Origin of the sequence: Streptomyces sp. NPDC003720 (assembly GCF_042875075.1) — a bacterium.
Lineage (GTDB): Bacteria > Actinomycetota > Actinomycetes > Streptomycetales > Streptomycetaceae > Streptomyces.
Map to the genome: position 1 here is coordinate 117105 of NZ_JBIANZ010000016.1, position 21604 is coordinate 138708.

The following is a 21604-nucleotide window of genomic DNA, read 5'->3' on the forward strand; positions in this document are numbered from 1 at the left end:
CTACCGGTCCGCTTCCGGCTCGGCTTCCTGGCCCGCCTACCGGTCCGCTTCCGGCTCCGGCCGTCCGCCTCCTGGTCCGGCTCCGACCCGGCCGCCCGTCCGCCTGCGGCTCCGCTTCCTGGTCCGCCTACCGGTCCGTCTCCGGCGCCGCCTCCTGGTCCGTCTCCGGATCCGCCTTCCGGTCCGCTTCCGGCTCCGCCTCCTCCGGCAGTTCGGCGGCCAGCGCGGCGGCGGCCCGGACCAGCGGCAGGGACAGCAGCGCGCCCACCCCCTCGCCGACCTTCACGCCCTGGTCCAGCAGCGGCTCGAGCGCCATCCGGTCCAGCGCCTTGGCCTGCCCCGGCTCCCCGCTGTCGTGTCCGGCCAGCCACCAGTCCGGCGCCCGGAACGCGACCCGCTGGGCGACCAGCGCGCACGCGGCGGCCACCACGCCGTCCAGGATCACCGGCAGCTTGCGCACGGCGCACTGCAGCAGGAACCCGGTCATCGCGGCCAGGTCGGCGCCGCCGACGGCGGCGAGGAGCTGCAACTGGTCCCCGAGCACCGGACGCGCCCGCCGCAGCGCGTCCCGGATCGCCGCGCACTTGCGCATCCACGCCAGGTCGTCGATCGGCTGCCCGCCCCGTCCGGTCACCACGGAGGCGTCGGTCCCGCACAGCGCCGCGACCAGCACCGCGGCGGCCGTGGTCCCGCCCACGCTGACATCGCCGAGCACCACCAGGTCCGTCCCCGAGTCGGCCTCCTCGTCGGCGACCGCGACACCGGCCCGGAACGCCGCCTCGGCCTCGTCCGCGGTGAGCGCGTCCTCGATGTCGATACGGCCGCTGCCGCGCCGCACCCGGTGCCGCACGACGTCCTCCGGGAAGGCCTCCGGCAGGCAGTCCAGCGCCATGTCCACCACCCGCACCGGGACCTCCAGGCGGCGCGCGAGCACCGCCACCGGGCTGCCGCCCTCGAGCACCGCCCGCACCAACCGCTCGGCGCCGCCCGCCGGCCGTGCGGAGACGCCGAGTTCGGCGACGCCGTGGTCACCGGCGAAGAGCACCACGCGCGGCCGTTCGACCGGCCGTACCGGCACGGCGCCCTGCGCGGCGGCCAGCCACTCGCCCAGCTCGTCCAGCCGTCCGAGCGACCCGGGCGGCACGATCTGGCGCTCGCGCCGGGCCTCGGCGTCACGGCGAACGCCCCCGTCCGGGCGCTCGATCAGATCGGAGAAGTCGTCCAGTTCAAGGCTGCTCATTCGCCGAACAGTACCGGCAGCGGACGAACGCTCCGGCGTCACATCGCCACCACGCGGTGACGACGTCGTTGCACCAGGCACCGGTATCCCATACGTTCCGGTTTGCCGCGGAATGTCGCCCTGGGAGCCGTCCATGCAGCCCTCGCTCGCCCCCACACAGGTCACCGAGCCCTACGACCCCTTCCTCGAGCCGCGTCGCGAGGACTGCCCCTGGTGCGGTTCCCGGCGGCTGCGGACCCGGATGCGCGCCCCCGACCCGCTGCGGCACCGGCCGGGCAGCCACGCCCTCGACGAGTGCGGGGACTGCGCCCACGTCTTCCAGAACCCCCGGCTGACGGCCGAGGGCTTCGCCTTCTACCACCGGGACTCCTACGAGAGACAGCTCGAGGAGTTCGCCGAGCGCCTGCGCTCCGCCCGCACGGTCCGCCGCCGCCACCGCGCCGCCGCCCACGCCCTGTCGGCACTGCCCGACCCGGAGAGCTGGCTGGACGTGGGCACGGGGCACGCCCACTTCCCCGAGGCGGCGAAGGAGTTCTTCCCCTACACCAGCTTCGACGGCCTGGACCCGACGGCCCGCGTCGAACAGGCCCTGCTGGACGGCCGCGTCGAGGAGGCCCACCGCGGCTACCTGAGCACGCCCGGCACGGCCGCCCGGCTGCGCGCCCGCTACGACGTGGTCAGCATGTTCCACCACCTGCAGCACGCCCCGGAGCCGCGCGCCGAACTCCGCGCCGCCCTCGCCGTCCTGCGTCCCGGCGGCCACCTCGTCGTCGAAGTCCCCGACCCGCGCTGCGCGTTCGCCGCACTCCTCGGCAGGTGGTGGTGGTCCTACGGCCAGCCACGCCACCTGCACCTGCTGCCCCTGGCCAACCTCCGCGCGGAGCTGGAACGGCAGGGCTGCACGGTCCTCGTCACCGACCGCAGCGCCCCCCACGCCCCCTACGACCTGTCAGCGGCCCTCACCCTGGCCCTGTCCCATGCCCACCCCCTGCTGCGAGCAGCCGCGGCCCCGCTGACCGACCTCGCCTGGGCCCTGGACCACGCCCTCGCCCCGCTGACCCGCCACACCCCCTTCTCCAACGCCTACCGCCTCGTGGCCCGCAAGAACACGGACGTCGCCACCCGGCCGCTGCCCTGAAGCGGGGTGCGCCGGCAGCCGGGCCGAAGAGGCCCGGGGAACGGCGCGACCGGCCGGCCGCGGCCCGCACCCGGGAACGGCCGTGCCCGCGGCGGGTGCCCGAAGCCCGGCGCCGGCCCACCGGCGCCTCAGCCGCGGAGCACCACCGCCTGCCCCGCCACGACCAGCAGCACCTGCTCGCACTCGCTCGCGAACGCCGCGTTCAGCCGCCCCAGTTCGTCCCGGTACCGCCGCCCGGAGGCCGTCGCCGGCACGATCCCCGACCCCACCTCGTTGGACACCGCGACCAGGGTCCGCCGAGTGCCCCGCACCGCCGCCGTCAGCTCCCGCACCCGCTCGCGCAGCGCCTTCTCGCCGCCGCCCGCCCACTCCGCGTCGTCCCACGCCCCGACGGAGTCCATGACGTCCGTCAGCCACAGCGACAGACAGTCGACCAGCACCGGCGGCCCGTCCTCGGCCAGCAGCGGCAGCAGGTCCGTCGTCTCCGTCGTACGCCACGACCCCGGCCGCCGCTCCCGGTGCGCGGCCACCCGCGCCGCCCATTCGGAGTCCCCGCCGCGCGTCCCGCCCGTGGCCACGTACAGCACGTCGGGGAAGGCCTCCAGACGGCGTTCGGCCTCCACCGACTTGCCCGAGCGGGCCCCGCCGAGCACCAGCGTCCGGCGCGGCACGTCCGGCACCTCCTCGTACGCCCCCACCATCAGCGTCGTGCCGTCCGGGACCGCCCGCGCCCCGGCCGCCGCGAGCCGCCGCCGCAGCTCCGCGCCCTGCGGCACGTCGTGGTCCAGGTGCACGGCGACGACGTCGGTCGTCGGGTCCACGGAACCCACCGCCCGCAGCCGGGCCAGCGCGTCCGGGCGCCCCACCACGTCGGCGAGGACCATCTGGTACGACTCCGCCGTCGCCTCCTCGAGACCCGCCGGCGCCCCGCCCGGCGGCAGGTACAGCAGCCGCTGCCCGTCGGGACCGGTCACCGCGTACCCGGTGCCGCCCGCGTCCATGGCCACCGCCCGCACCCGATGCCCCGTCAGCAGCGCCAACTCCCGCCCGTCCGGCACCCGGCCGGGCTGCGGCACCCCGGCCGGCACCTCCACCGCCGGCCCGTCGTGCGGGTGCGACAGCAGCACCTGCCGCACCCCGCCCAGCGAATGCCCGGACCGCGCGGCCGCGAACGCCGCGCCCGGCGTCAGGTCGAGCAGCAGGGCCCCGTCCACGAGCAGCGCGGTGGCCGCCCGCGCGTCGGGGCCCAGCGCGGTCGCGCAGACGGCGCAGGGACAGTCGGGGCGGGGCAGTCCCGCGGGGGCACCGGTGCCGAGCAGAGTGACTTCCACGGACCGATTTTCACCCGTCCCAGCAGGTCTTGCGCTTCCGGCTAGTCTTCCGGGGCAGAGTTGGATCAGAGGAGGCCCATATGACGGCATGGACGTGGCGGTTCGAGAAGGCCGACGGGACGGAGGTCCAGCCCGCGGTGCAGCCGGAGGAGTTCACCACCCAGGGGGACGCCGAGTCCTGGATCGGTGAGCACTGGAAGGCGCTGGAGGAGGGCGGCGCGGACCAGGTGCGCCTGTTCGAGGAGACCAGCGAGATCTACGGCCCGATGAGCCTGCACGCCGAGGCGTCGTAATCCGGCCGGGGAGTGAGGAGGGTCCTGCCGACACCCTCCTCACTGCTCTCCCAGCGTCACCTCCACGGTCTTCGCCGCGCCGTCGCGCTCGAAGGTCACCGGGATCCGCTGCCCCGGCCGCCGGGTCGCCAGGGCCTCGGCGAGCGCGGTGGCGGAGGTGACCGGGGTCCGGTCCACCTTGGTGATCACGTCACCGGGCCGCAGCCCCGCCCGCTCGGCCGCGCCGCCGCCGACGACGGTCACCACCGCGACCCCGGCGGGCCGGTAGCCGTCGTCCACGACGCCCCGCACGGTGACGCCGAGCGCGGCCCGCCCCGAGTCGACGACCTTGCCGTTCCTGACGATCTGGTCGGCGACCGTCCGCACCATCGAGGCCGGGATGGCGAAACCGATGCCGGGCGCCGCGCCGCCCAGGCCGGGATCGGAGGCGGCGAGCGTCGGGATGCCGATGACCTGCCCGTCCAGGTTCACCAGCGCCCCGCCGCTGTTGCCCGGGTTGATGGCGGCCGACGTCTGCACCATGTTGGCGATGGTGGCGCCGGGGCCGCCGTCCGAGCCGCCCTCGCTGACGGTCCGCCCGGTCGCCGAGACGATGCCCTCGGTCACGCTGGACGACAGCCCGAGCGGCGAGCCCATGGCCAGCACCATGTGGCCGACCTGGACCGTCTCCGAGTTCCCGAAGACCGCCGCCCGCAGCCCGGCCGGCACCCGGTCCAGCTTGATCACCGCGAGGTCCTGCTCGGGGTAGGAGTACACCAGGCTCGCGGTGAGCGGCTCCTCGCTGCTGGCCGTGGTCACCCGGAAGGTCTTCTCGGACCCGACCACGTGCGCGTTGGTGACGATGTGCCCCTGGGCGTCGTACACCACCCCGGAGCCCAGGTCCCGGCTGGCCTGGATCTGCACGACCGACGGCAGGACCTCCCGGATCACCTTCAGGTACCGGCCCTGCACGTCGTCCAGCGCCAGCGGGAGCGCCGCCCGCTCGGACGCGCCGGGCCGCTCCACCGGCTTCGCCGACGCCGTGCAGCCCGCCGCGAGCAGCGCGGCACACAGCGCCACGAGGGCACGTACGCCCCCGCGACGGGCACGGCCAAGGAATCCGTCCATGTCCCGAGTGTTTCCACGGGGGACCCTGGGGGCCGCCGAATACACCCGAACGGGCCTGGACGCCGTGAGTGACCGCCGCCGGGCCGCCGCTAGGCCGTGTCCGCAAAGCCGCGTCTGCGTCACGACGCCCGGCACGCACTCTCGCCGCACCGGCCGAAAGCCCGAGTACACCCAGTACGAGGGCATCCGGCCGGCACTCCCCCAGCCTTCGGCCGGGGGGACCCCCAGAGCACGCACCGGACGCCGCGACGCCCGCCCTGCGGGCGAACGACGCGACTTCGCGGACACGACCTAGCCGCGCACCCCGCACAGGTGCAGCAGCGCCGCGACCGAGCGGTAGGGGTCCGTGCGGCCGGCCCGTTCCTCGGCCGCCAGCAGGGCCTCCAGGTCGTCCGGGATCTCCGCGTCGTCCGCCGCCGTGTCGGTGAAGACCCGCACGCCGTACCAGGCGTGCAGCGGGGCGGCGATGCCGGCGAGGGTGGCGGTGAGAGCCGAGAGCCGGTCCGCCCGCACGTCGAGGCCCAGCCGGTTGCGGTAGGCCGTGGTGCCGAAGGCGGCCACCGCGCCCGCCCAGTCGCCGGAAAGACCCGGCCGCATGGCGAGCGCGTCGCCGTTGCGCACCAGGAGGGACAGCAGCCCGCCGGGCGCGAGCATCCGGGCCAGGCCCGCCACCAGCGGGTCGGGCTCCTCCACGTACATCAGTACGCCGTGGCACAGCACCACGTCGAAGCTGCCGGGCAGGAAGTGCACCCCGGTGTCCTGGCCGTCGCCCTGCACCAGACGGACCCGCTCGCGGATGCCCTCGGGCTCGCCCGCCAGGGTCCGGCGCGCGGCCGCGATCATCGTCGCGTCCCGCTCGACACCGGTCACCTGGTGGCCGAGCCGGGCCAGCCGCAGCGCCTGTGTGCCCTGGCCCATCCCCACGTCGAGCACCCGCAGCCGCTGCCCGACCGGGAACCGCCCGGCTATCTGCTCGTCGAGCTGCCGGGCGACCAGCTCCTGTCGTACGACATCACGCAGCCCGCCCAGCCTGTTCAGCCAGGCATCGGCCGCACCCCCGGTGAATGCCTCTGCGCTCAGGGCCGCTCTCCGCGCTTGACCTGCGGCTTCGGCAGCCGGAGCCGGCGCATCTGCAGCGAGCGCATCAGACCGTAGGCGACCGCGCCCCGGCGGTTCTGCTCGGGGAAGCGCTCGGCCAGCCGCTTCTTCAGCCGGAAGCCGCTGATCACCGCGTCCACCACGATCAGCACGATCACCACGGCCCACAGCCACAGCGCCAGCGCCTGGATCGACGGCACCCGCACCACGCTCAGCACCAGGATCACCACGGCGAAGGGCAGGAAGAACTCCGCCATGTTGAACCGCGAGTCCACCCAGTCGCGCGCGAACCTGCGGACCGGGCCCTTGTCGCGGGCCGGCAGGTAGCGCTCGTCGCCGCCGGCCAGGGCCTGGCGCTGCCGGTCCAGCGCCTGACGGCGCTCCTCGCGCTGACGCTTGGCGGCGTCCTTGCGGGTCGTCGGCGTGTTGGCGACGCTGCGGCGCTGGGACTGGGCCTCACTGCGCTTGGGAGTGGGCCTGCCCTTGGGGGCCTGCGGGTCACGGGGCTGCTTGGAGAAGTTCACGGCCGACTTGTCGGCGGACGCCTTCTCTTCCTTGGCACGGCTACGGAACACAAAACCCAAGGGTACGGGCTGCACCGGCATGGACCCCAGCCCGGCCGGGAACGATCCGGCAACACCGGACGTCTGTAGGGGGACAGAGGGGACGTCGCGGACGCTTCACCTGGAGGTCACCGGAGGGGCCCCGAGCGGTCCACCCCGGGGATCACCTACTCCTCACGCCGGAGCGGTGGGGTCCGCAGTCGTCCTTGGGGATGAGCGCATCGGTCCCCGAACAGTGCGGTAATGGAGTCAGGGCCCGTACTGTGGGTTCTGTCGCTGGATCGGTGAGCTGGAGTCCGTCAGAAGGGGGCGCGCGAAGCCCATGAGCGGTGTCATGAAGCGTATGGGGATGATCTTCCGCGCGAAGGCGAACAAGGCCCTTGACCGGGCCGAGGACCCGCGCGAGACCCTCGATTACTCGTACCAGAAGCAGCTCGAGCTGCTGCAGAAGGTGCGCCGCGGGGTCGCCGACGTGGCGACCTCCCGCAAGCGCCTGGAGCTCCAGCTCAACCAGCTTCAGCAGCAGTCCGGCAAGCTCGAGGAGCAGGGCCGCAAGGCGCTCGCGCTGGGCCGTGAGGACCTGGCCCGCGAGGCGCTGTCCCGCCGCGCCGCCCTCCAGCAGCAGGTCACCGACCTCGAGACGCAGCACTCCACCCTCCAGGGCGAGGAGGAGAAGCTCACCCTCGCGGCCCAGCGGCTGCAGGCCAAGGTGGACGCCTTCCGTACGAAGAAGGAGACCATCAAGGCCACCTACACCGCCGCCCAGGCCCAGACCCGCATCGGGGAGGCCTTCTCCGGCATCTCCGAGGAGATGGGCGACGTCGGCCTCGCCATCCAGCGCGCCGAGGACAAGACCGCCCAGCTCCAGGCCCGGGCCGGCGCCATCGACGAACTGCTCGCCTCGGGCGCCCTCGACGACCCCTCCGGCATGGCCAAGGACGACATCCAGGCCGAGCTGGACCGGCTCTCCGGTGGTACGGATGTAGAGCTGGAACTGCAGCGCATGAAGGCCGAGCTGGCCGGCGGCTCCCCGCAGCAGGCCATCGAGGGCGGCACCGGCCAGGCGCAGTCCCAGCAGCAGCCGCAGGACACCCCGCGCTTCGACAAGCAGTAGTACGGCGCCGGGACCCCGAGCCGAGGAGGCCGACGTGATCGTACGGATCATGGGGGAGGGGCAGGTGAAGCTGGACGACGCCCACTTCACCGAGCTGAACAAGCTGGACGACGAACTGCTCGCGGAGATGGAGGGCGGCGACGAAGCGGGCTTCCGTCGCACGCTCTCCACCCTGCTGGACGCCGTCCGCCGCCTCGGCACCCCACTCCCGGACGACGCCCTGGAACCCTCGGACCTGATCCTCCCGTCCCCGGAGGCGACGCTGGAGGAGGTCCGGGAGCTGCTCGGCGACGACGGCCTCATCCCGGGCTGAGCGCGGACCCGGGCCGGCCCCGGCAGGAAACGCGGGGCTCCGGGGCCGGGCGCGGACCCGTACTGTTCAGCGGGTGAGCACTCTCGAACGCGCCCGGTGCAGCCTCAAGGCCCACCCCATGGCGCTGGACGCGGCCATCGCGGCGGGCGTGCTGGCGTGCATGGTCGCCGGCTCCTTCGCGGTGCCGCGCGGGGCGAACGGCGTCACCTGGGGCGTGCGCGTCCCCGACCCGCTCGCCCTGGTCCTGATGACCGTCGCGGCCGCCGCGCTGGTGCTGCGCCGCCGCTTCCCCAAGAGCGTCCTCGCCGTCACCGGCACCGCCTCCCTGATCGAGTCCCTCACCGGCGACCCGCGCGCCCCGGTCGCGATGGCCGCCGTGGTCGCCCTCTACACCGTCGCCGCGACCACCGACCGCACCACCACCTGGCGCGTCGGCCTGCTCACCATGACCGTGCTGACCGCCGCCGCGATGCTCGCCGGCCCCCTGCCCTGGTACGCCCAGGAGAACCTGGGCCTGCTCGCCTGGACCGGCATCGGCGCCACCGCCGGGGACGCGGTCCGCAGCCGCCGCGCCGTCGTGCAGGCCATCCGGGAGCGCGCCGAACGCGCCGAGCGGACCCGCGAGGAGGAGGCCCGCCGCCGGGTCGCCGAGGAGCGGCTGCGCATCGCCCGCGATCTGCACGACGTCGTCGCCCACCACATCGCGCTGGTCAACGTGCAGGCCGGAGTCGCCGCGCACGTCATGGACCGGCGGCCCGACCAGGCCAAGGAAGCCCTCGCCCACGTCCGCGAGGCCAGCCGCAGCGCGCTCGACGAACTGCGCGCCACCGTCGGCCTGCTGCGCCAGTCCGGCGACCCCGAGGCGCCCACCGAGCCCGCTCCCGGTCTCAGCCGCCTCGACGAACTCGCCGGCACCTTCCGCAGCGCCGGACTCCCGGTCGAGGTGGCCCGCACCGACCACGGCACCGAACTCCCGGCCGCCGTGGACCTGGCCGCCTACCGGTGCATCCAGGAGGCCCTGACCAACGTCCGCAAGCACGGGGGCGCCGAGGTCAGGGCCGAGGTCAGCGTCGTACGCGTCGGCGGCAACATCGAGGTCACCGTGGTCGACGACGGAGCGGGCGCGGACGGTGAACCCGGGGACGGTGGCGGGCACGGGCTGCTCGGCATGCGGGAGCGGGTCACCGCCGTCGGCGGCACCCTGACCACCGGGCCCCGCTACGGCGGCGGCTTCCGGGTCCATGCGATCCTGCCGGTCACGACCCGTACGACGGCTCCGGGGGAGACCGCATGACGATCCGTGTCCTGCTCGCCGACGACCAGGCGCTGCTGCGCAGCGCGTTCCGCGTGCTGGTCGACTCCGAGCCCGACATGGAGGTGGTGGGCGAGGCCTCCGACGGCGCCGAGGCGGTCCGGCTGGCCAAGGAGCGGGCCGCCGACGTCGTCCTGATGGACATCCGCATGCCCGGCACCGACGGCCTCGCCGCCACCCGCCTGATCAGCGCCGATCCCGCGCTCGCCCAGGTCCGCGTGGTCATACTGACCACCTTCGAGGTCGACGACTACGTGGTGCGGTCGCTGCGCGCCGGCGCCTCCGGCTTCCTCGGCAAAGGCAGCGAACCCGACGAGCTGCTGAACGCCATCCGCATCGCCGCCGGCGGCGAGGCGCTGCTGTCCCCGGCCGCAACGAAGGGCCTCATCGCCCGCTTCCTCGCCCAGGGTGACGACGACGGCCGCGACCCGGCCCGCTCCGAGCGGCTCGGCGCGCTCACCGGCCGGGAGCGCGAGGTCCTGGTGCAGGTCGCCGGCGGCCACTCCAACGACGAGATCGCCGAACGGCTCGAGGTCAGCCCGCTGACCGTGAAGACGCACGTCAACCGGGCCATGGCCAAGCTGGGCGCGCGGGACCGGGCGCAGCTCGTCGTCATCGCCTACGAGTCGGGCCTGGTACGTCCGAGGATGGACTGATCTCCACCCGCGTGTACTGCGCGCGGAGTAGGCCTCGAATAAGGAAATGGACCTGGGGGTTACGGAACCGGCGTCCGGCATGGCCCAAGGTGGTGGGGTGGACGCCCGTCCGCGTCCCGCAGCAGCTTCTGCCGCTCACAGAAGAGAGACCCCTGACCCATGTCCTGGCTGTCGAGATTCAGCCTCGCGCAACGGGCCCTGATCGGCCTGATGTCGCTCATCGCGCTCGTCTTCGGGCTGATCGCGATACCCCAGATCAAGCAGCAACTGCTGCCCACCATCGAACTGCCCATGGTGTCGGTCATCGCGCCGTACCAGGGCGCCTCGCCCGACGTCGTCGAGAAGCAGGTCGTCGAGCCCATCGAGAACAACCTCCAGGGCGTCGACGGTGTCACCGGAGTCACCTCCACCGCGAGCGAGGGCAACGCCGTGATCATGGCGTCCTTCGACTACGGCAACGACACCAAGCGACTCGTCTCCGACGTCCAGCAGGCCGTCAACCGGGCCCGCAACCAGCTCCCGGACGACGTGGACCCCCAGGTCGTCTCCGGCTCCACGGACGACATGCCGACCGTGGTCCTCGCCGTCACCTCGGACAAGGACCAGCAGGCCCTCGCCGACCAGCTCGACACCACCGTCGTGCCGGCCCTGAAGGACATCGACGGCGTCGGCCGCGTCCAGGTCACCGGCGCGCGGGACCTGCAGGTCGCCGTCACCCCGAACGACGCGAAGCTGGCGAAGGCGGGGCTCACCTCCGCCGCCCTCGGCCAGGCCCTGCAGGCGGGCGGCGCGACCGTGCCGGCCGGCTCCTTCGACGAGGACGGCGCCAACCGCACCGTCCAGGTCGGCGGCGGCTTCACCTCGCTGAAGCAGATCCAGGACCTCAGGGTGGGCGGCGAGGGCGTGGACGAGCCCGTGCGCCTCGGTGACGTGGCCACCGTGAAGGAGCGGCCGGCCCCGGCGGACTCCATCACCCGCACCGACGGCCGGCCCAGCCTCGCCGTCAACGTCACCATGGACCACGACGGCAGCGCCGTCTCCATCTCCGACGCCGTCCAGGACAAGCTGCCCGGCCTGCGGGCGGACCTCGGCTCCGGCGCGAAGCTCACGGTCGTCAGCGACCAGGGCCCGGCCGTGTCCAAGTCCATCAAGGGCCTGACGACCGAGGGCGCGCTGGGTCTGCTCTTCGCGGTCCTGATCATCCTGGTGTTCCTGGCCTCGATCCGCTCGACGCTGGTCACCGCTGTGTCCATCCCGCTGTCGGTGGTCCTCGCGCTCATCGTGCTGTGGACCCGCGGCCTGTCGCTGAACATGCTCACGCTCGGCGCGCTGACCATCGCCATCGGCCGGGTCGTCGACGACTCGATCGTGGTCCTGGAGAACATCAAGCGGCACCTCGGCTACGGCGAGGAGCGCCGGGAGGCCATTCTCGCCGCGGTGCGCGAGGTGGCCGGCGCGGTCACCTCCTCCACCCTCACCACGGTCGCCGTGTTCCTGCCGATCGGTCTGGTCGGCGGCATGGTGGGCGCCCTGTTCGGCTCGTTCAGCATCACCGTGACGGCGGCCCTGCTCGCCTCCCTGCTGGTGTCGCTGACGGTCGTGCCGGTCCTGTCGTACTGGTTCCTGCGCGCGCCCAAGGGCACCCCCGAGGACGCCGACGAGGCGCGCCGGCTGGCCGAGGAGAAGGAGGCGAAGAGCCGCCTCCAGCGCGTCTACGTCCCCGTCCTGCGCTTCGCCACCCGCCGCCGGCTCACCAGCGTGCTGATCGCGGTGGCCGTCCTGGCCGTCACCTTCGGCATGTCCGGACTGCTGAAGACGAACTTCTTCGACCAGGGCGACCAGGAGGTCCTCACGGTCAAGCAGAAGCTGAAGCCCGGCACCAGCCTCGCGGCCACGGACGCCCAGGCGAAGAGGGTGGAGAAGCTGCTCGCCTCCACCGACGGCGTCAAGGACTACCAGGTCACCGTCGGCTCCTCCGGCTTCATGGCGGCCTTCGGCGGCGGCACCGACACCAACCAGGCGTCGTACCAGGTCATGCTGAAGGACTCGGCGTCCTACGAGGACGTGCAGAAGCATCTCGAGGACGGCCTGAAGAAGCTCGACGGCATCGGCACGACCACGGTCTCCGCCGGTGACGGCTTCGGCAGCCAGGACCTCAGCGTCGTGGTGAAGGCCTCCGACGCCGGTGCGCTGCGGGAGGCCGCCGAGCGGGTCCGCTCCACCGTGGCCGGCCTGGACGACGTCACCGACGTCACCAGCGACCTGGCCCAGAGCGTGCCGCGGATCTCGGTCAAGGCCAACTCCAAGGCCGCGGCCGCCGGGTTCGACGACCAGAAGCTGGGCGCGGCGGTCGCCCAGGCGGTGCGCGGCACGACGGCCGCGAAGGCGGTCCTCGACGACACCGAGCGCGACGTCGTCGTGAGGTCGGCGAAGCCCGCCACCACTCTCGCCCAGCTCAAGGCGCTGCGCCTCGGGCCGGTGAAGCTCGGCGACATCGCCACCGTCAAGGTGGTGGACGGCCCCGTGTCGATGACCCGGATCGACGGCCGGCGCGCCGCGACCGTCACGGCCCGGCCGACCGGCGACAACACCGGCGCGGTCAGCAGCCAGCTCCAGTCGCGGATCAAGGACCTGAAGCTCCCGGCGGGCGCGCGGGCCGAGATCGGCGGTGTCTCCTCCGACCAGGACGACGCGTTCAAGAACCTGGGTCTGGCCATGCTGGCGGCGATCGCGATCGTCTTCATGCTGCTGGTGGCGACGTTCCGCTCGCTGGTCCAGCCGCTGATCCTGCTGGTGTCCGTGCCGTTCGCGGCCACGGGCGCGATCGGCCTGCTGGTCGTCACGGGCACCCCGATGGGCGTGCCGGCCATGATCGGCATGCTGATGCTGATCGGCATCGTGGTGACCAACGCGATCGTGCTGATCGACCTGATCAACCAGTACCGCGGTCAGGGCCACGGCGTCGTCGAGGCCGTGATCGAGGGTGGCCGGCACCGGCTGCGCCCGATCCTCATGACGGCGCTGGCGACCATCTTCGCCCTGCTCCCGATGGCCCTCGGGGTCACCGGCGAGGGCGGCTTCATCGCCCAGCCGCTGGCGGTGGTCGTCATCGGCGGCCTGATCAGCTCGACCCTGCTGACCCTTCTGCTGGTCCCGACGCTCTACGCGATGCTCGAACTCCGCAAGGAGCGGCGCGCGCTGAAGAAGGCGGCCAAGCGGGAGCCCGAGCCCGAGGCGCTGGAGACCGCGGGCGTCTGAGCGAAACGGCGGGGCCCGGTCCACGGCTTGCGTGGACCGGGCCCTGCCGTACGCCGGGGAACCGTTACGGCAGCGCCAGCATCCGCTCCAGGGCGAGCTTGGCGAACGCCTCCGTCTCCTTGTCGACCTCGATCCGGTTGACCAGGTTGCCCTCGGCCAGCGATTCCAGCGCCCAGACCAGGTGGGGCAGGTCGATGCGGTTCATGGTCGAGCAGAAGCAGACCGTCTTGTCGAGGAAGACGATCTCCTTGCCCTCGGGCGCGAAACGGTTCGCCAGCCGGCGGACCAGGTTCAGCTCCGTGCCGATGGCCCACTTGGAACCGGCCGGCGCGGCCTCCAGGGCCTTGATGATGTACTCGGTCGAGCCCACGTAGTCGGCGGCGGCCACGACCTCGTGCCGGCACTCGGGGTGGACCAGGACGTTCACACCGGGGATGCGCTCCCGGACGTCGTTCACCGAGTCCAGGCTGAAGCGGCCGTGCACCGAGCAGTGACCGCGCCAGAGGATCATCTTCGCGGCGCGCAGCTCCTCGGCGGTGAGCCCCCCGTTGGGCTTGTGCGGGTTGTAGACCACGCAGTCGTCCAGCGACATGCCCATGTCCCGCACCGCGGTGTTGCGGCCCAGGTGCTGGTCGGGCAGGAAGAGGACCTTCTCGCCCTGCTCGAAGGCCCAGTCCAGGGCCCGCTTCGCGTTGGACGAGGTGCAGATGGTCCCGCCGTGCCGGCCGGTGAACGCCTTGATGTCCGCCGAGGAGTTCATGTACGAGACCGGCACCACCTGATCGGCGACGCCCGCCTCGGTCAGCACGTCCCAGCACTCGGCGACCTGCTCGGCGGTGGCCATGTCGGCCATGGAGCAGCCGGCCGCGAGGTCGGGCAGGACGACCTTCTGGTCCTCGGACGTCAGGATGTCCGCCGACTCGGCCATGAAGTGCACACCGCAGAAGACGATGTACTCGGCCTCCGGGCGCGCGGCCGCGTCCCGGGCCAGCTTGAAGGAGTCACCCGTGACGTCGGCGAACTGGATGACCTCGTCGCGCTGGTAGTGGTGGCCGAGCACGAAGACCTTGTCGCCGAGCTTCTCCTTGGCCGCGCGGGCGCGCGTCACCAGGTCCGGGTCGGACGGCGAGGGCAGGTCGCCGGGGCACTCGACGCCCCGCTCGCTCTTCGGGTCGGCCTCGCGGCCGAGCAGCAGCAGGGCGAGCGGAGACGGCTGTACGTCGAGCTCCGGGGTCTGGGCGGTGGTCACGACACGCACCCTTTCTACTTTTCGTCTAACTGACGCTATCTATCATAGCCGCTTCACGTCACTTTGACGATGCCCATTGTGTCCATGTGACGTGAATCCCGCCCCGGTCGCCCAACGGGCCGCTGTGCGTGTCCACGCGCGTGTGCGAGCATGAAGAGAGAACGAACAGCGCGACCACGCGAATGCCCGGCCCGGAATGAATCCGCGGAAACGCCGGTTGCACTCGTCGGCAAGCAGTCTCCGTACAACCCGGGAGAGATGTAGATGTCCGTATCGGACGAGACCACCACCGTCACCGACGGCATCATCCTGACCGACGCCGCCGCGTCCAAGGTCAAGGCCCTGCTCGACCAGGAAGGCCGCGACGACCTGGCCCTGCGTGTCGCCGTCCAGCCCGGCGGCTGCTCCGGCCTGCGCTACCAGCTCTTCTTCGACGAGCGCTCGCTCGACGGCGACGTGGTGAAGGACTTCGGCGGCGTGAAGGTCGTCACCGACCGCATGAGCGCTCCGTACCTCGGCGGCGCCACCGTCGACTTCGTGGACACGATCGAGAAGCAGGGCTTCACGATCGACAACCCGAACGCGACGGGCTCCTGCGCCTGCGGTGACTCCTTCAGCTGAACCGGCCACGCCCTGACGGACGAAGCGGCGGCCCCCTTTCCGGGGGGCCGCCGCTTCGTGCGTGGCCGTGGCGCGTTCGTGCGTGGCCGTGGCGCGCGGGCGTCTTTACCGGGCGCCGGTCCCCGGCCCCGGTGCCGCCCGCTTCACCTCGGGGAGCCGCCGGCCGTCGCTGCCGACCACCGCGCGGCCGTCGAGCGGCGCGTCGAGCCGTACGGTCTTCGCGTACAGCTTGCCCATGGCGACGCACATCTCGCCGGGCCGCGACCTCTCCGTCACCGTCACCGTCACCCGGCCCGCGCTCTCCTTCGCCGCCGCCCGGTACTGCGAGCACACCCCGCCCGTGAAACTCACGCTCAGCTCACGGCCGTCGGCGCGGTAGCCGTCCGGCCGCACGCTCCGGGTCCGCGCGCCGGGCTCGGCGGTGGCCGGCCCGCCCGGTGAGGTCAGCGCGTCGGGGTCGACGGCCGGGGCCTGCTCCAGCAGGTACTCCGGGTCCACGGCCGGGTACGCCACCGTGAAGTCGCCGCCGCCCGACGAGCCCCGCACCTCGAACAGCCACGCCGGCACCAGCACCTGACGGCCGCCGGACGAGCGGGCGGCCAGCCCGAACACCGCCTTCTCCACCTTCGCCGCTTCGGCCGCCTTCGGCGCCGTCGTCGCCGCGCCGCACGGCTGCTCGTCGCGGTCCTTCAGCGGCATCGGGCTGGCGCAGCCGCCGATGCCCATCCGGTGGGTGCTCCTCGGCCCCTTGTTCATCAGCTCCAGCGTCCGGGCCGCACCGAGCACCGGGTACGTGTCGCCCCTGACCGGCGCCGCGAGCTGCCCGTGGCCGCCCGCGAGCTCGCCGTTCGCGTCCACGACGAGGCCGGTCGTCAGGCCGTAGGTGGGCAGACCGCCCACCACCGGGTCGGCGTCGACCACCCGCTGGGCGCCCATGACCTGGCTCGCGTCGGTTTTCGCGCCGCCCTGGCCGAGCGCCTTCAGCACCGGTGCGGCCGCCTTCTCGGCGGCGGCCGCGCTCACCGGGTGCGCGGCCGGAGCGGCCGGGTCGGGTGCGCAGACGGCCGCCTTCCGGCAGTCGTCGGTGCCCGGCGCGTACCGGCTGAAGGTCCAGTCGCCCGGCGCGTCCCGGTTCACCCGCAGCACCGGCCCGGACCCGTCCTTCCCGCCGACCCGCCAGCCGCGCCCCTCGGCCACCGGCGCCCCGTCCACGCCGAGCGCCTCGGCCAGCCGTGCCACCCGCTCCCTGCCCACCTCGCCGCCGAACAGGTACACCGGCGCCGAGCCGGGGCCGGCCGGCAGCTCGCCCACCGCCACGTAGGTCGCGCCGTACGGGTTGGGCTCCCCGGGCGCGATGCCCTCCGTGCCGCCCCGCGTCCATCCGTCCAGGCGGAGCGGCGACGGGGTCGCGCCCCCGCCGGGCGCGCCCACGTCCGCACGGTGGCCGGAACCGCCGCCGGCGGCGGCGAGGTACGCGCCCCCGCCGCCCACCAGCAGAACGGCCGCGGCGACCGAGACGATCACCACACGCGAACGGCTCCGCCGGGCCCACTCGCCGCCGTCCCCGTCGGCCGTCGTGCCGAGGTCGCGGGCGTCACCGCCGTCCTTCGCGCGGACCGCGCCGGCGTCCGCGCCGGCCGTCGTGCCGGGGTCGGGGGAGTCCCCGCCGTCCTCCGCGCGGGCCGTACCGGGCTCCCCGTCGGCCGCCGTGCGGGCCGCCCCGTCGCCCGGCGCGCCGGTGCCGGCCGTCCCGCCGCCGGAGACCTCCGGCTCGGTGGAGTCCCTGGAGTCCTCGGGGTTCTCGGGTCGCTCGGTGTTCACCGCATCGCTCCTCGCTGGCTCGTGTCCCGCGTCCCCGGCAGGGGGAACGCCGATGGGACGCGCCAGGGGAGCGCACGGTTCCCGCCCGCGCGCCCCGGCTCAGTCGCCGTAGTCCGACATCGCGTCCAGCAGCCGTGCGGAGCGCGCCGGCACCGTCACCCCGTGGATCAGCGACGGCGGCACCGGACGCGAGCCGGCGTGCCGCGGCGGCGCCCAGTGCGGCACCATCCGGGCGCAGTCCCCGCGCAGCGAGGCGAGGTCGCCCTCGAGATCGGCCGGGGCGGACATGTGGACCTTCGGGTTCGTCATGGCGGCACCGTATGTACGAGGGAGCGACGAAGAAAGACCTACTATCAGGTAGTTTTGCCTGCTTCAGTGTCCCGCGCCAACCGGGTAGCGTGAACTGTCAAACTGTCTCCCACAGGAGAGTCCACGCCGTGCGCATCGCAGTCACCGGCTCCATCGCCACCGACCACCTCATGACCTTCCCCGGCCGTTTCGCCGACCAGTTCGTCGCGGACCAGCTGCACACGGTCTCACTCTCCTTCCTGGTCGACAACCTGGACGTCCGCCGCGGCGGCGTCGGCGCCAACATCGCCTTCGGCATGGGCCAGCTCGGCACCAAGCCGATCCTCGCCGGCGCCGCCGGCTTCGACTTCGACGAGTACCGCTCCTGGCTCGACCGCCACGGCGTGGACACCGAGTCGGTCCGGATCTCCGAGACCCTGCACACCGCCCGCTTCGTGTGCACCACCGACGCCGACCACAACCAGATCGGCTCCTTCTACACCGGCGCGATGAGCGAGGCCCGCCTCATCGAGCTCAAGACCGTCGCCGACCGCGTCGGCGGCCTCGACCTGGTCCTGATCGGCGCCGACGACCCGGAGGCCATGCTCCGCCACACGGAGGAGTGCCGGTCCCGGAACATCCCCTTCGCCGCCGACTTCTCCCAGCAGATCGCCCGCATGGAGGGCGAGGAGATCCGGATACTGCTGGACGGCGCGACGTACCTGTTCTCCAACGAGTACGAGAAGGGCCTGATCGAGTCCAAGACCGGCTGGTCGGACGCGGAGATCCTGGCCAAGGTCGGCCACCGGGTCACCACCCTCGGCTCGCGCGGCGTCCGCGTGGAGCGCTCCGGCGAGGACCCGATCGAGGTCGGCTGCGCGGAGGAGGAGCGCAAGGCCGACCCCACGGGCGTCGGCGACGCCTTCCGGGCCGGCTTCCTCTCCGGCCTGGCCTGGGGCGTCTCCCTGGAGCGCGCGGCCCAGGTCGGCTGCATGCTCGCGACCCTCGTCATCGAGACGGTCGGCACCCAGGAGTACCAGCTGCGCCGGGCGCACTTCATGGACCGGTTCACCAAGGCCTACGGGCACGACGCGGCCGACGAGGTGCGCGCCCACCTGGGCTGAGCGGGCACCGGCGCGAGGGGGCGGGCCCGGCCCGCCCCCGGTCAGCTCACCCGGCGCACCAGATAGGCAGAGCCGCGCTCCGCCGGCTCCTCGCCCACGTACTCCTGGCCCCGCATCTCGCACCACGCCGGGATGTCCAGGCGGGCCGCCTCGTCGTCCGACAGGACCCGGACGGTCCCGCCCACCGGCACGTCCCCGAAGGCCTTCGCCAGCTCGATGACCGGAATCGGGCAGCGCTTGCCGAGGGAGTCGACGAGCAGCTCCCGGACCCCCGCGGCCGACACGGGCGCGGACGCCGGGGCCCCCAGTTTCTCCCGCACGCCGGCCACCACCCGGGGCAGCACCTCCAGGAACCGCTCCACGTCGTCCTCCGCCGTCCCCGCCGGCAGCGACACGCGCACGTTCCCCTCGCTCAGCACGCCCATCGCCCTCAGCACATGGCTGGGCGTCAGCGTGCTGCTGGTGCAGGAGGACCCGGACGACACCGAGAAGCCCTCCCGGTCCAACTCGTGCAGCAGGGCCTCTCCGTCGACGTAGAGACAGGAGAAGGTGACGATCCCGGGCAGCCGTCGCTCCGGATCGCCCACGACCTCCACGTCCGGCACCAGCCGCGGCACCCGCGCCCGGATCCGCTCCGTCAGCTCCCGCAGCCGCAGCGCCTCCTGGGCCGCCTCGGCCCGCACCGCCCGCAGGGAGGCGGCGGCCGCCACGATCGCCGGCAGGTTCTCGAACCCGGGCGCCCGCCCCGACTCCCGCTCGTCCAGCGGCCCCCGCGGCGCGAACCGCACCCCCTTGCGCACGGCCAGCACCCCGACGCCCGAGGGGCCGCCCCACTTGTGCGCGCTGCCCGCCAGCAGCGACCAGTCGCCCTCGACCGGCCCCCACGCCAGCGACTGCGCCGCGTCCACCAGCAACGGCACCCCGGCCGCCCGGCACGCCTCGGCCACCTCCGCCACCGGCTGCACGGTGCCGACCTCGTGGTTGGCCGACTGGAGGCAGGCCAGCGCGGTGTCCGGCCGCAGAGCGGCGGCGTAGGCCGACGGGTCCACCGCGCCGGCCCTGTTCACGGCCACCCGGTGGACCGAACCGCCCTCCGCCTCGAACGCGTCAGCCGAATGGAGGACCGAAGAGTGTTCGACGGCTGACACGATCAGGTGGCGTCCCACCCGCCGCCGTCCGGCCAACGCCCCGGCGACACCCGCGTGTACGGCCCACGTCCCGGAGGACCCGAACACCACCTCGTCGGCCCGGCAGCCCACGACCTCGGCCACCGCCTCACGGGCCGCGTCGAGCAGCATCCGCGCCTTGCGCCCCTCCCGGTAGAGCCGGGCCGGATCGGCCCACCCGTCGTCGAGCGAGGCCCACAACGCCTGCCGGGCGACCGGATGGAGAGGAGCGGCGGAGGCCGCGTCGAAGTAAGCCACACGGCAACGGTAGAACGCCGGACCGCGGAGAGGGGCGCGGGACCGTGTCCGTCTGCGACTGCGGCGCGGTGCGCGACCAGCCACGACGTACCCGCGCCCGCCTGCCAAACCGCGACAACCCGAGCCAATAGGCGCCCGTTCCCGACCTGAAGGAGTGACCAGCGGCGCGTATGGCACCCTCCCCGCGAACGCTCGAAGAGCGTCGGCTAGGGTTTGGTCCGCATAAACATCCAAACCCCTGCCCGACGCAGGGCGGCGACCGACCAGCGAGAAGGCCGCAGCCGTACAGCGCGGGCGAGACTCTCGGGAAGGCGCTACGTGAGTCCCAACGGCTCCGACCGCTCGCCGCGGCGCCCGATGCGGCGGAAGCTGCTGCAGGCACTGACCGCGGGCCTGGTCCTGGCGACAGCCACCGGTTGCTCGTACAACTGGGAAGACTTCCCCCGCCTTGGTATGCCCACCCCGACCACGGAAGAGGCTCCGCGGATCCTCTCCCTGTGGCAGGGTTCCTGGGCGGCTGCGCTCGCCGTCGGCGTGCTGGTGTGGGGCCTGATCCTGTGGAGCGCCATGTTCCACCGGCGCAGCCGCACCAAGGTCGAGGTACCTCCGCAGACCCGGTACAACATGCCGATCGAGGCCCTCTACACGGTGGTCCCGATCATCATCATCTCGGTGCTGTTCTACTTCACGGCACGGGACGAGACGAAGCTCCTGAGCCTCTCCAAGAAGCCCGACGTCACGGTCAACGTGGTCGGCTTCCAGTGGAGCTGGGGCTTCAACTACATCGAGAACGTCCCGGGCTCCACCGGCGACGCGAAGACCGACGCAAACCTGGCCGGTGTGCCGGACCGGTACAAGAAGTACTTCCCGGCGAACGCCGGCGGTGTCTACGACGTCGGTACGCCCGGCACGCGGAATCCGCAGACGGGCAACCCCGGTCCGACGCTCTGGCTCCCCAAGGGCAAGACGGTCCGCTTCGTCCTGACCTCTCGTGACGTCATCCACTCCTTCTGGGTGGTGCCGTTCCTGATGAAGCAGGACGTGATCCCGGGCCACCCCAACGCCTTCCAGGTGACTCCCAACAAGGAGGGCACCTTCCTCGGCAAGTGCGCGGAGCTCTGCGGCGTCGACCACTCCCGCATGCTGTTCAACGTGAAGGTCGTCTCCCCGGAGCGCTACGAGCAGCACCTCAAGGACCTCGTCAAGAAGGGGCAGACCGGTTACATTCCCGCGGGCATCGACCAGACGCCGCACGAGAAGAACCGGGAGTCGAACATCCTGTGAGCATCCTCAATGAACCCCAGGGTGCCGCGGCAGCCGAGGACTCGTACGAGAACGAGCTTCCGGTAAGGCGCAAGCAGCCCGGCAATGTCGTGGTCAAGTGGCTGACGACCACCGACCACAAGACGATCGGCACGCTCTACCTGGTCACCTCGTTCGCGTTCTTCCTGATCGGCGGCGTGATGGCGCTGCTGATGCGCGCCGAGCTGGCCCGTCCGGGCCTGCAGATCATGTCGAACGAGCAGTTCAACCAGGCGTTCACGATGCATGGCACGATCATGCTGCTGATGTTCGCCACCCCGCTGTTCGCCGGCTTCACGAACTGGATCATGCCGCTGCAGATCGGCGCGCCCGACGTGGCGTTCCCGCGGCT

The 21604-nt window shown here is 72.9% G+C and carries 20 protein-coding genes; 11 read left to right on the forward strand and 9 right to left on the reverse strand.

Annotated elements, in window-relative coordinates; genetic code table 11:
* Positions 1-127 precede the first annotated feature (127 nt).
* Positions 128-1240, reverse strand: coding sequence for a nicotinate-nucleotide--dimethylbenzimidazole phosphoribosyltransferase (cobT, locus tag ACFYU0_RS33880; RefSeq protein ID WP_389306166.1), 1113 nt, complete (start codon positions 1238-1240; stop codon positions 128-130).
* Positions 1241-1373: 133 nt separating this feature from the next.
* Between cobT and ACFYU0_RS33885 the strand changes: the two genes are divergently transcribed.
* Positions 1374-2378, forward strand: a complete 1005-nt coding sequence (locus tag ACFYU0_RS33885) for a class I SAM-dependent methyltransferase (RefSeq protein ID WP_351670732.1) — start codon at positions 1374-1376, stop codon at positions 2376-2378.
* 128 nt (positions 2379-2506) lie between these two features.
* Here ACFYU0_RS33885 and ACFYU0_RS33890 read toward each other — a convergent pair whose 3' ends face one another.
* A complete protein-coding gene (locus ACFYU0_RS33890) occupies positions 2507-3709 on the reverse strand; it encodes a bifunctional adenosylcobinamide kinase/adenosylcobinamide-phosphate guanylyltransferase (RefSeq protein ID WP_389306169.1) in 1203 nt (400 codons plus the stop codon).
* An 80-nt stretch (positions 3710-3789) separates the two neighbouring features.
* Between ACFYU0_RS33890 and ACFYU0_RS33895 the strand changes: the two genes are divergently transcribed.
* Positions 3790-4002, forward strand: a complete 213-nt coding sequence (locus ACFYU0_RS33895) for a hypothetical protein (RefSeq protein ID WP_199210263.1) — start codon at positions 3790-3792, stop codon at positions 4000-4002.
* 39 nt (positions 4003-4041) lie between these two features.
* Here the strand turns inward: ACFYU0_RS33895 and ACFYU0_RS33900 are convergent, their stop codons facing one another.
* The 3 genes from ACFYU0_RS33900 to ACFYU0_RS33910 all read right to left on the reverse strand — a co-directional run bounded on the left by ACFYU0_RS33900 (position 4042) and on the right by ACFYU0_RS33910 (position 6812).
* Positions 4042-5109 carry a trypsin-like peptidase domain-containing protein gene (locus ACFYU0_RS33900; RefSeq protein WP_351670738.1) on the reverse strand — a complete coding sequence of 356 codons (1068 nt, stop codon included), beginning with the start codon at positions 5107-5109 and terminating at the stop codon, positions 4042-4044.
* 291 nt (positions 5110-5400) lie between these two features.
* On the reverse strand, positions 5401-6105 hold the full coding sequence (locus ACFYU0_RS33905; RefSeq protein ID WP_351670788.1) for a methyltransferase domain-containing protein: 705 nt from the start codon (positions 6103-6105) through the stop codon (positions 5401-5403).
* A gap of 80 nt (positions 6106-6185) precedes the next feature.
* On the reverse strand, positions 6186-6812 hold the full coding sequence (locus ACFYU0_RS33910) for a DUF3043 domain-containing protein (RefSeq protein WP_389306172.1): 627 nt from the start codon (positions 6810-6812) through the stop codon (positions 6186-6188).
* A gap of 280 nt (positions 6813-7092) precedes the next feature.
* On the opposite strand from ACFYU0_RS33910, the gene ACFYU0_RS33915 reads away from it, so the two are divergent.
* From ACFYU0_RS33915 to ACFYU0_RS33935, 5 genes are all read left to right on the forward strand, one after another.
* Positions 7093-7884 carry a PspA/IM30 family protein gene (locus tag ACFYU0_RS33915; RefSeq protein WP_389306174.1) on the forward strand — a complete coding sequence of 264 codons (792 nt, stop codon included), beginning with the start codon at positions 7093-7095 and terminating at the stop codon, positions 7882-7884.
* Between the two features lie 34 nt (positions 7885-7918).
* Positions 7919-8197 (forward strand): hypothetical protein, encoded by a 279-nt coding sequence (locus ACFYU0_RS33920; RefSeq protein ID WP_389306176.1) that lies wholly within the window; start codon positions 7919-7921, stop codon positions 8195-8197.
* Between the two features lie 73 nt (positions 8198-8270).
* Positions 8271-9491 carry a histidine kinase gene (locus ACFYU0_RS33925; RefSeq protein ID WP_351670750.1) on the forward strand — a complete coding sequence of 407 codons (1221 nt, stop codon included), beginning with the start codon at positions 8271-8273 and terminating at the stop codon, positions 9489-9491.
* The gene (locus ACFYU0_RS33930) at positions 9488-10165 is read left to right on the forward strand and encodes a response regulator transcription factor (RefSeq protein WP_351670753.1); all 678 of its coding nucleotides are present in this window, start codon (positions 9488-9490) and stop codon (positions 10163-10165) included. Before ACFYU0_RS33925 ends, ACFYU0_RS33930 begins: the two co-directional genes overlap by 4 nt.
* Positions 10166-10324: 159 nt before the next feature.
* Positions 10325-13423, forward strand: coding sequence for an efflux RND transporter permease subunit (locus ACFYU0_RS33935; protein ID WP_351670755.1), 3099 nt, complete (start codon positions 10325-10327; stop codon positions 13421-13423).
* 64 nt (positions 13424-13487) lie between these two features.
* Here ACFYU0_RS33935 and nadA read toward each other — a convergent pair whose 3' ends face one another.
* Complete coding sequence (gene nadA, locus ACFYU0_RS33940; protein WP_389306179.1) at positions 13488-14672, reverse strand: quinolinate synthase NadA; 1185 nt, start codon at positions 14670-14672, stop codon at positions 13488-13490.
* A gap of 264 nt (positions 14673-14936) precedes the next feature.
* On the opposite strand from nadA, the gene ACFYU0_RS33945 reads away from it, so the two are divergent.
* The gene (locus ACFYU0_RS33945; protein WP_061919812.1) at positions 14937-15293 is read left to right on the forward strand and encodes an iron-sulfur cluster assembly accessory protein; all 357 of its coding nucleotides are present in this window, start codon (positions 14937-14939) and stop codon (positions 15291-15293) included.
* Between the two features lie 105 nt (positions 15294-15398).
* Here the strand turns inward: ACFYU0_RS33945 and ACFYU0_RS33950 are convergent, their stop codons facing one another.
* Together ACFYU0_RS33950 and ACFYU0_RS33955 are read right to left on the reverse strand one after the other, a co-directional pair.
* A complete protein-coding gene (locus ACFYU0_RS33950) occupies positions 15399-17114 on the reverse strand; it encodes a hypothetical protein (protein WP_389306181.1) in 1716 nt (571 codons plus the stop codon).
* 99 nt (positions 17115-17213) lie between these two features.
* Complete coding sequence (locus ACFYU0_RS33955) at positions 17214-17423, reverse strand: hypothetical protein (protein ID WP_389306183.1); 210 nt, start codon at positions 17421-17423, stop codon at positions 17214-17216.
* Positions 17424-17551: 128 nt separating this feature from the next.
* Here ACFYU0_RS33955 and ACFYU0_RS33960 point away from each other — a divergent pair, with 128 nt between their 5' ends.
* Positions 17552-18526 (forward strand): carbohydrate kinase family protein, encoded by a 975-nt coding sequence (locus tag ACFYU0_RS33960; protein ID WP_351670767.1) that lies wholly within the window; start codon positions 17552-17554, stop codon positions 18524-18526.
* A gap of 41 nt (positions 18527-18567) precedes the next feature.
* Here the strand turns inward: ACFYU0_RS33960 and ACFYU0_RS33965 are convergent, their stop codons facing one another.
* Positions 18568-19950, reverse strand: a complete 1383-nt coding sequence (locus tag ACFYU0_RS33965) for an aminotransferase class V-fold PLP-dependent enzyme (RefSeq protein WP_351670770.1) — start codon at positions 19948-19950, stop codon at positions 18568-18570.
* Positions 19951-20268: 318 nt separating this feature from the next.
* Between ACFYU0_RS33965 and coxB the strand changes: the two genes are divergently transcribed.
* Both coxB and ACFYU0_RS33975 read left to right on the forward strand, forming a co-directional pair.
* Positions 20269-21234 carry a cytochrome c oxidase subunit II gene (coxB, locus tag ACFYU0_RS33970; RefSeq protein WP_389306186.1) on the forward strand — a complete coding sequence of 322 codons (966 nt, stop codon included), beginning with the start codon at positions 20269-20271 and terminating at the stop codon, positions 21232-21234.
* On the forward strand, positions 21231-21604 hold a 374-nt coding region (locus tag ACFYU0_RS33975), incomplete at its 3' end, for a cbb3-type cytochrome c oxidase subunit I (RefSeq protein ID WP_389306188.1). The genes coxB and ACFYU0_RS33975, both read left to right, overlap by 4 nt.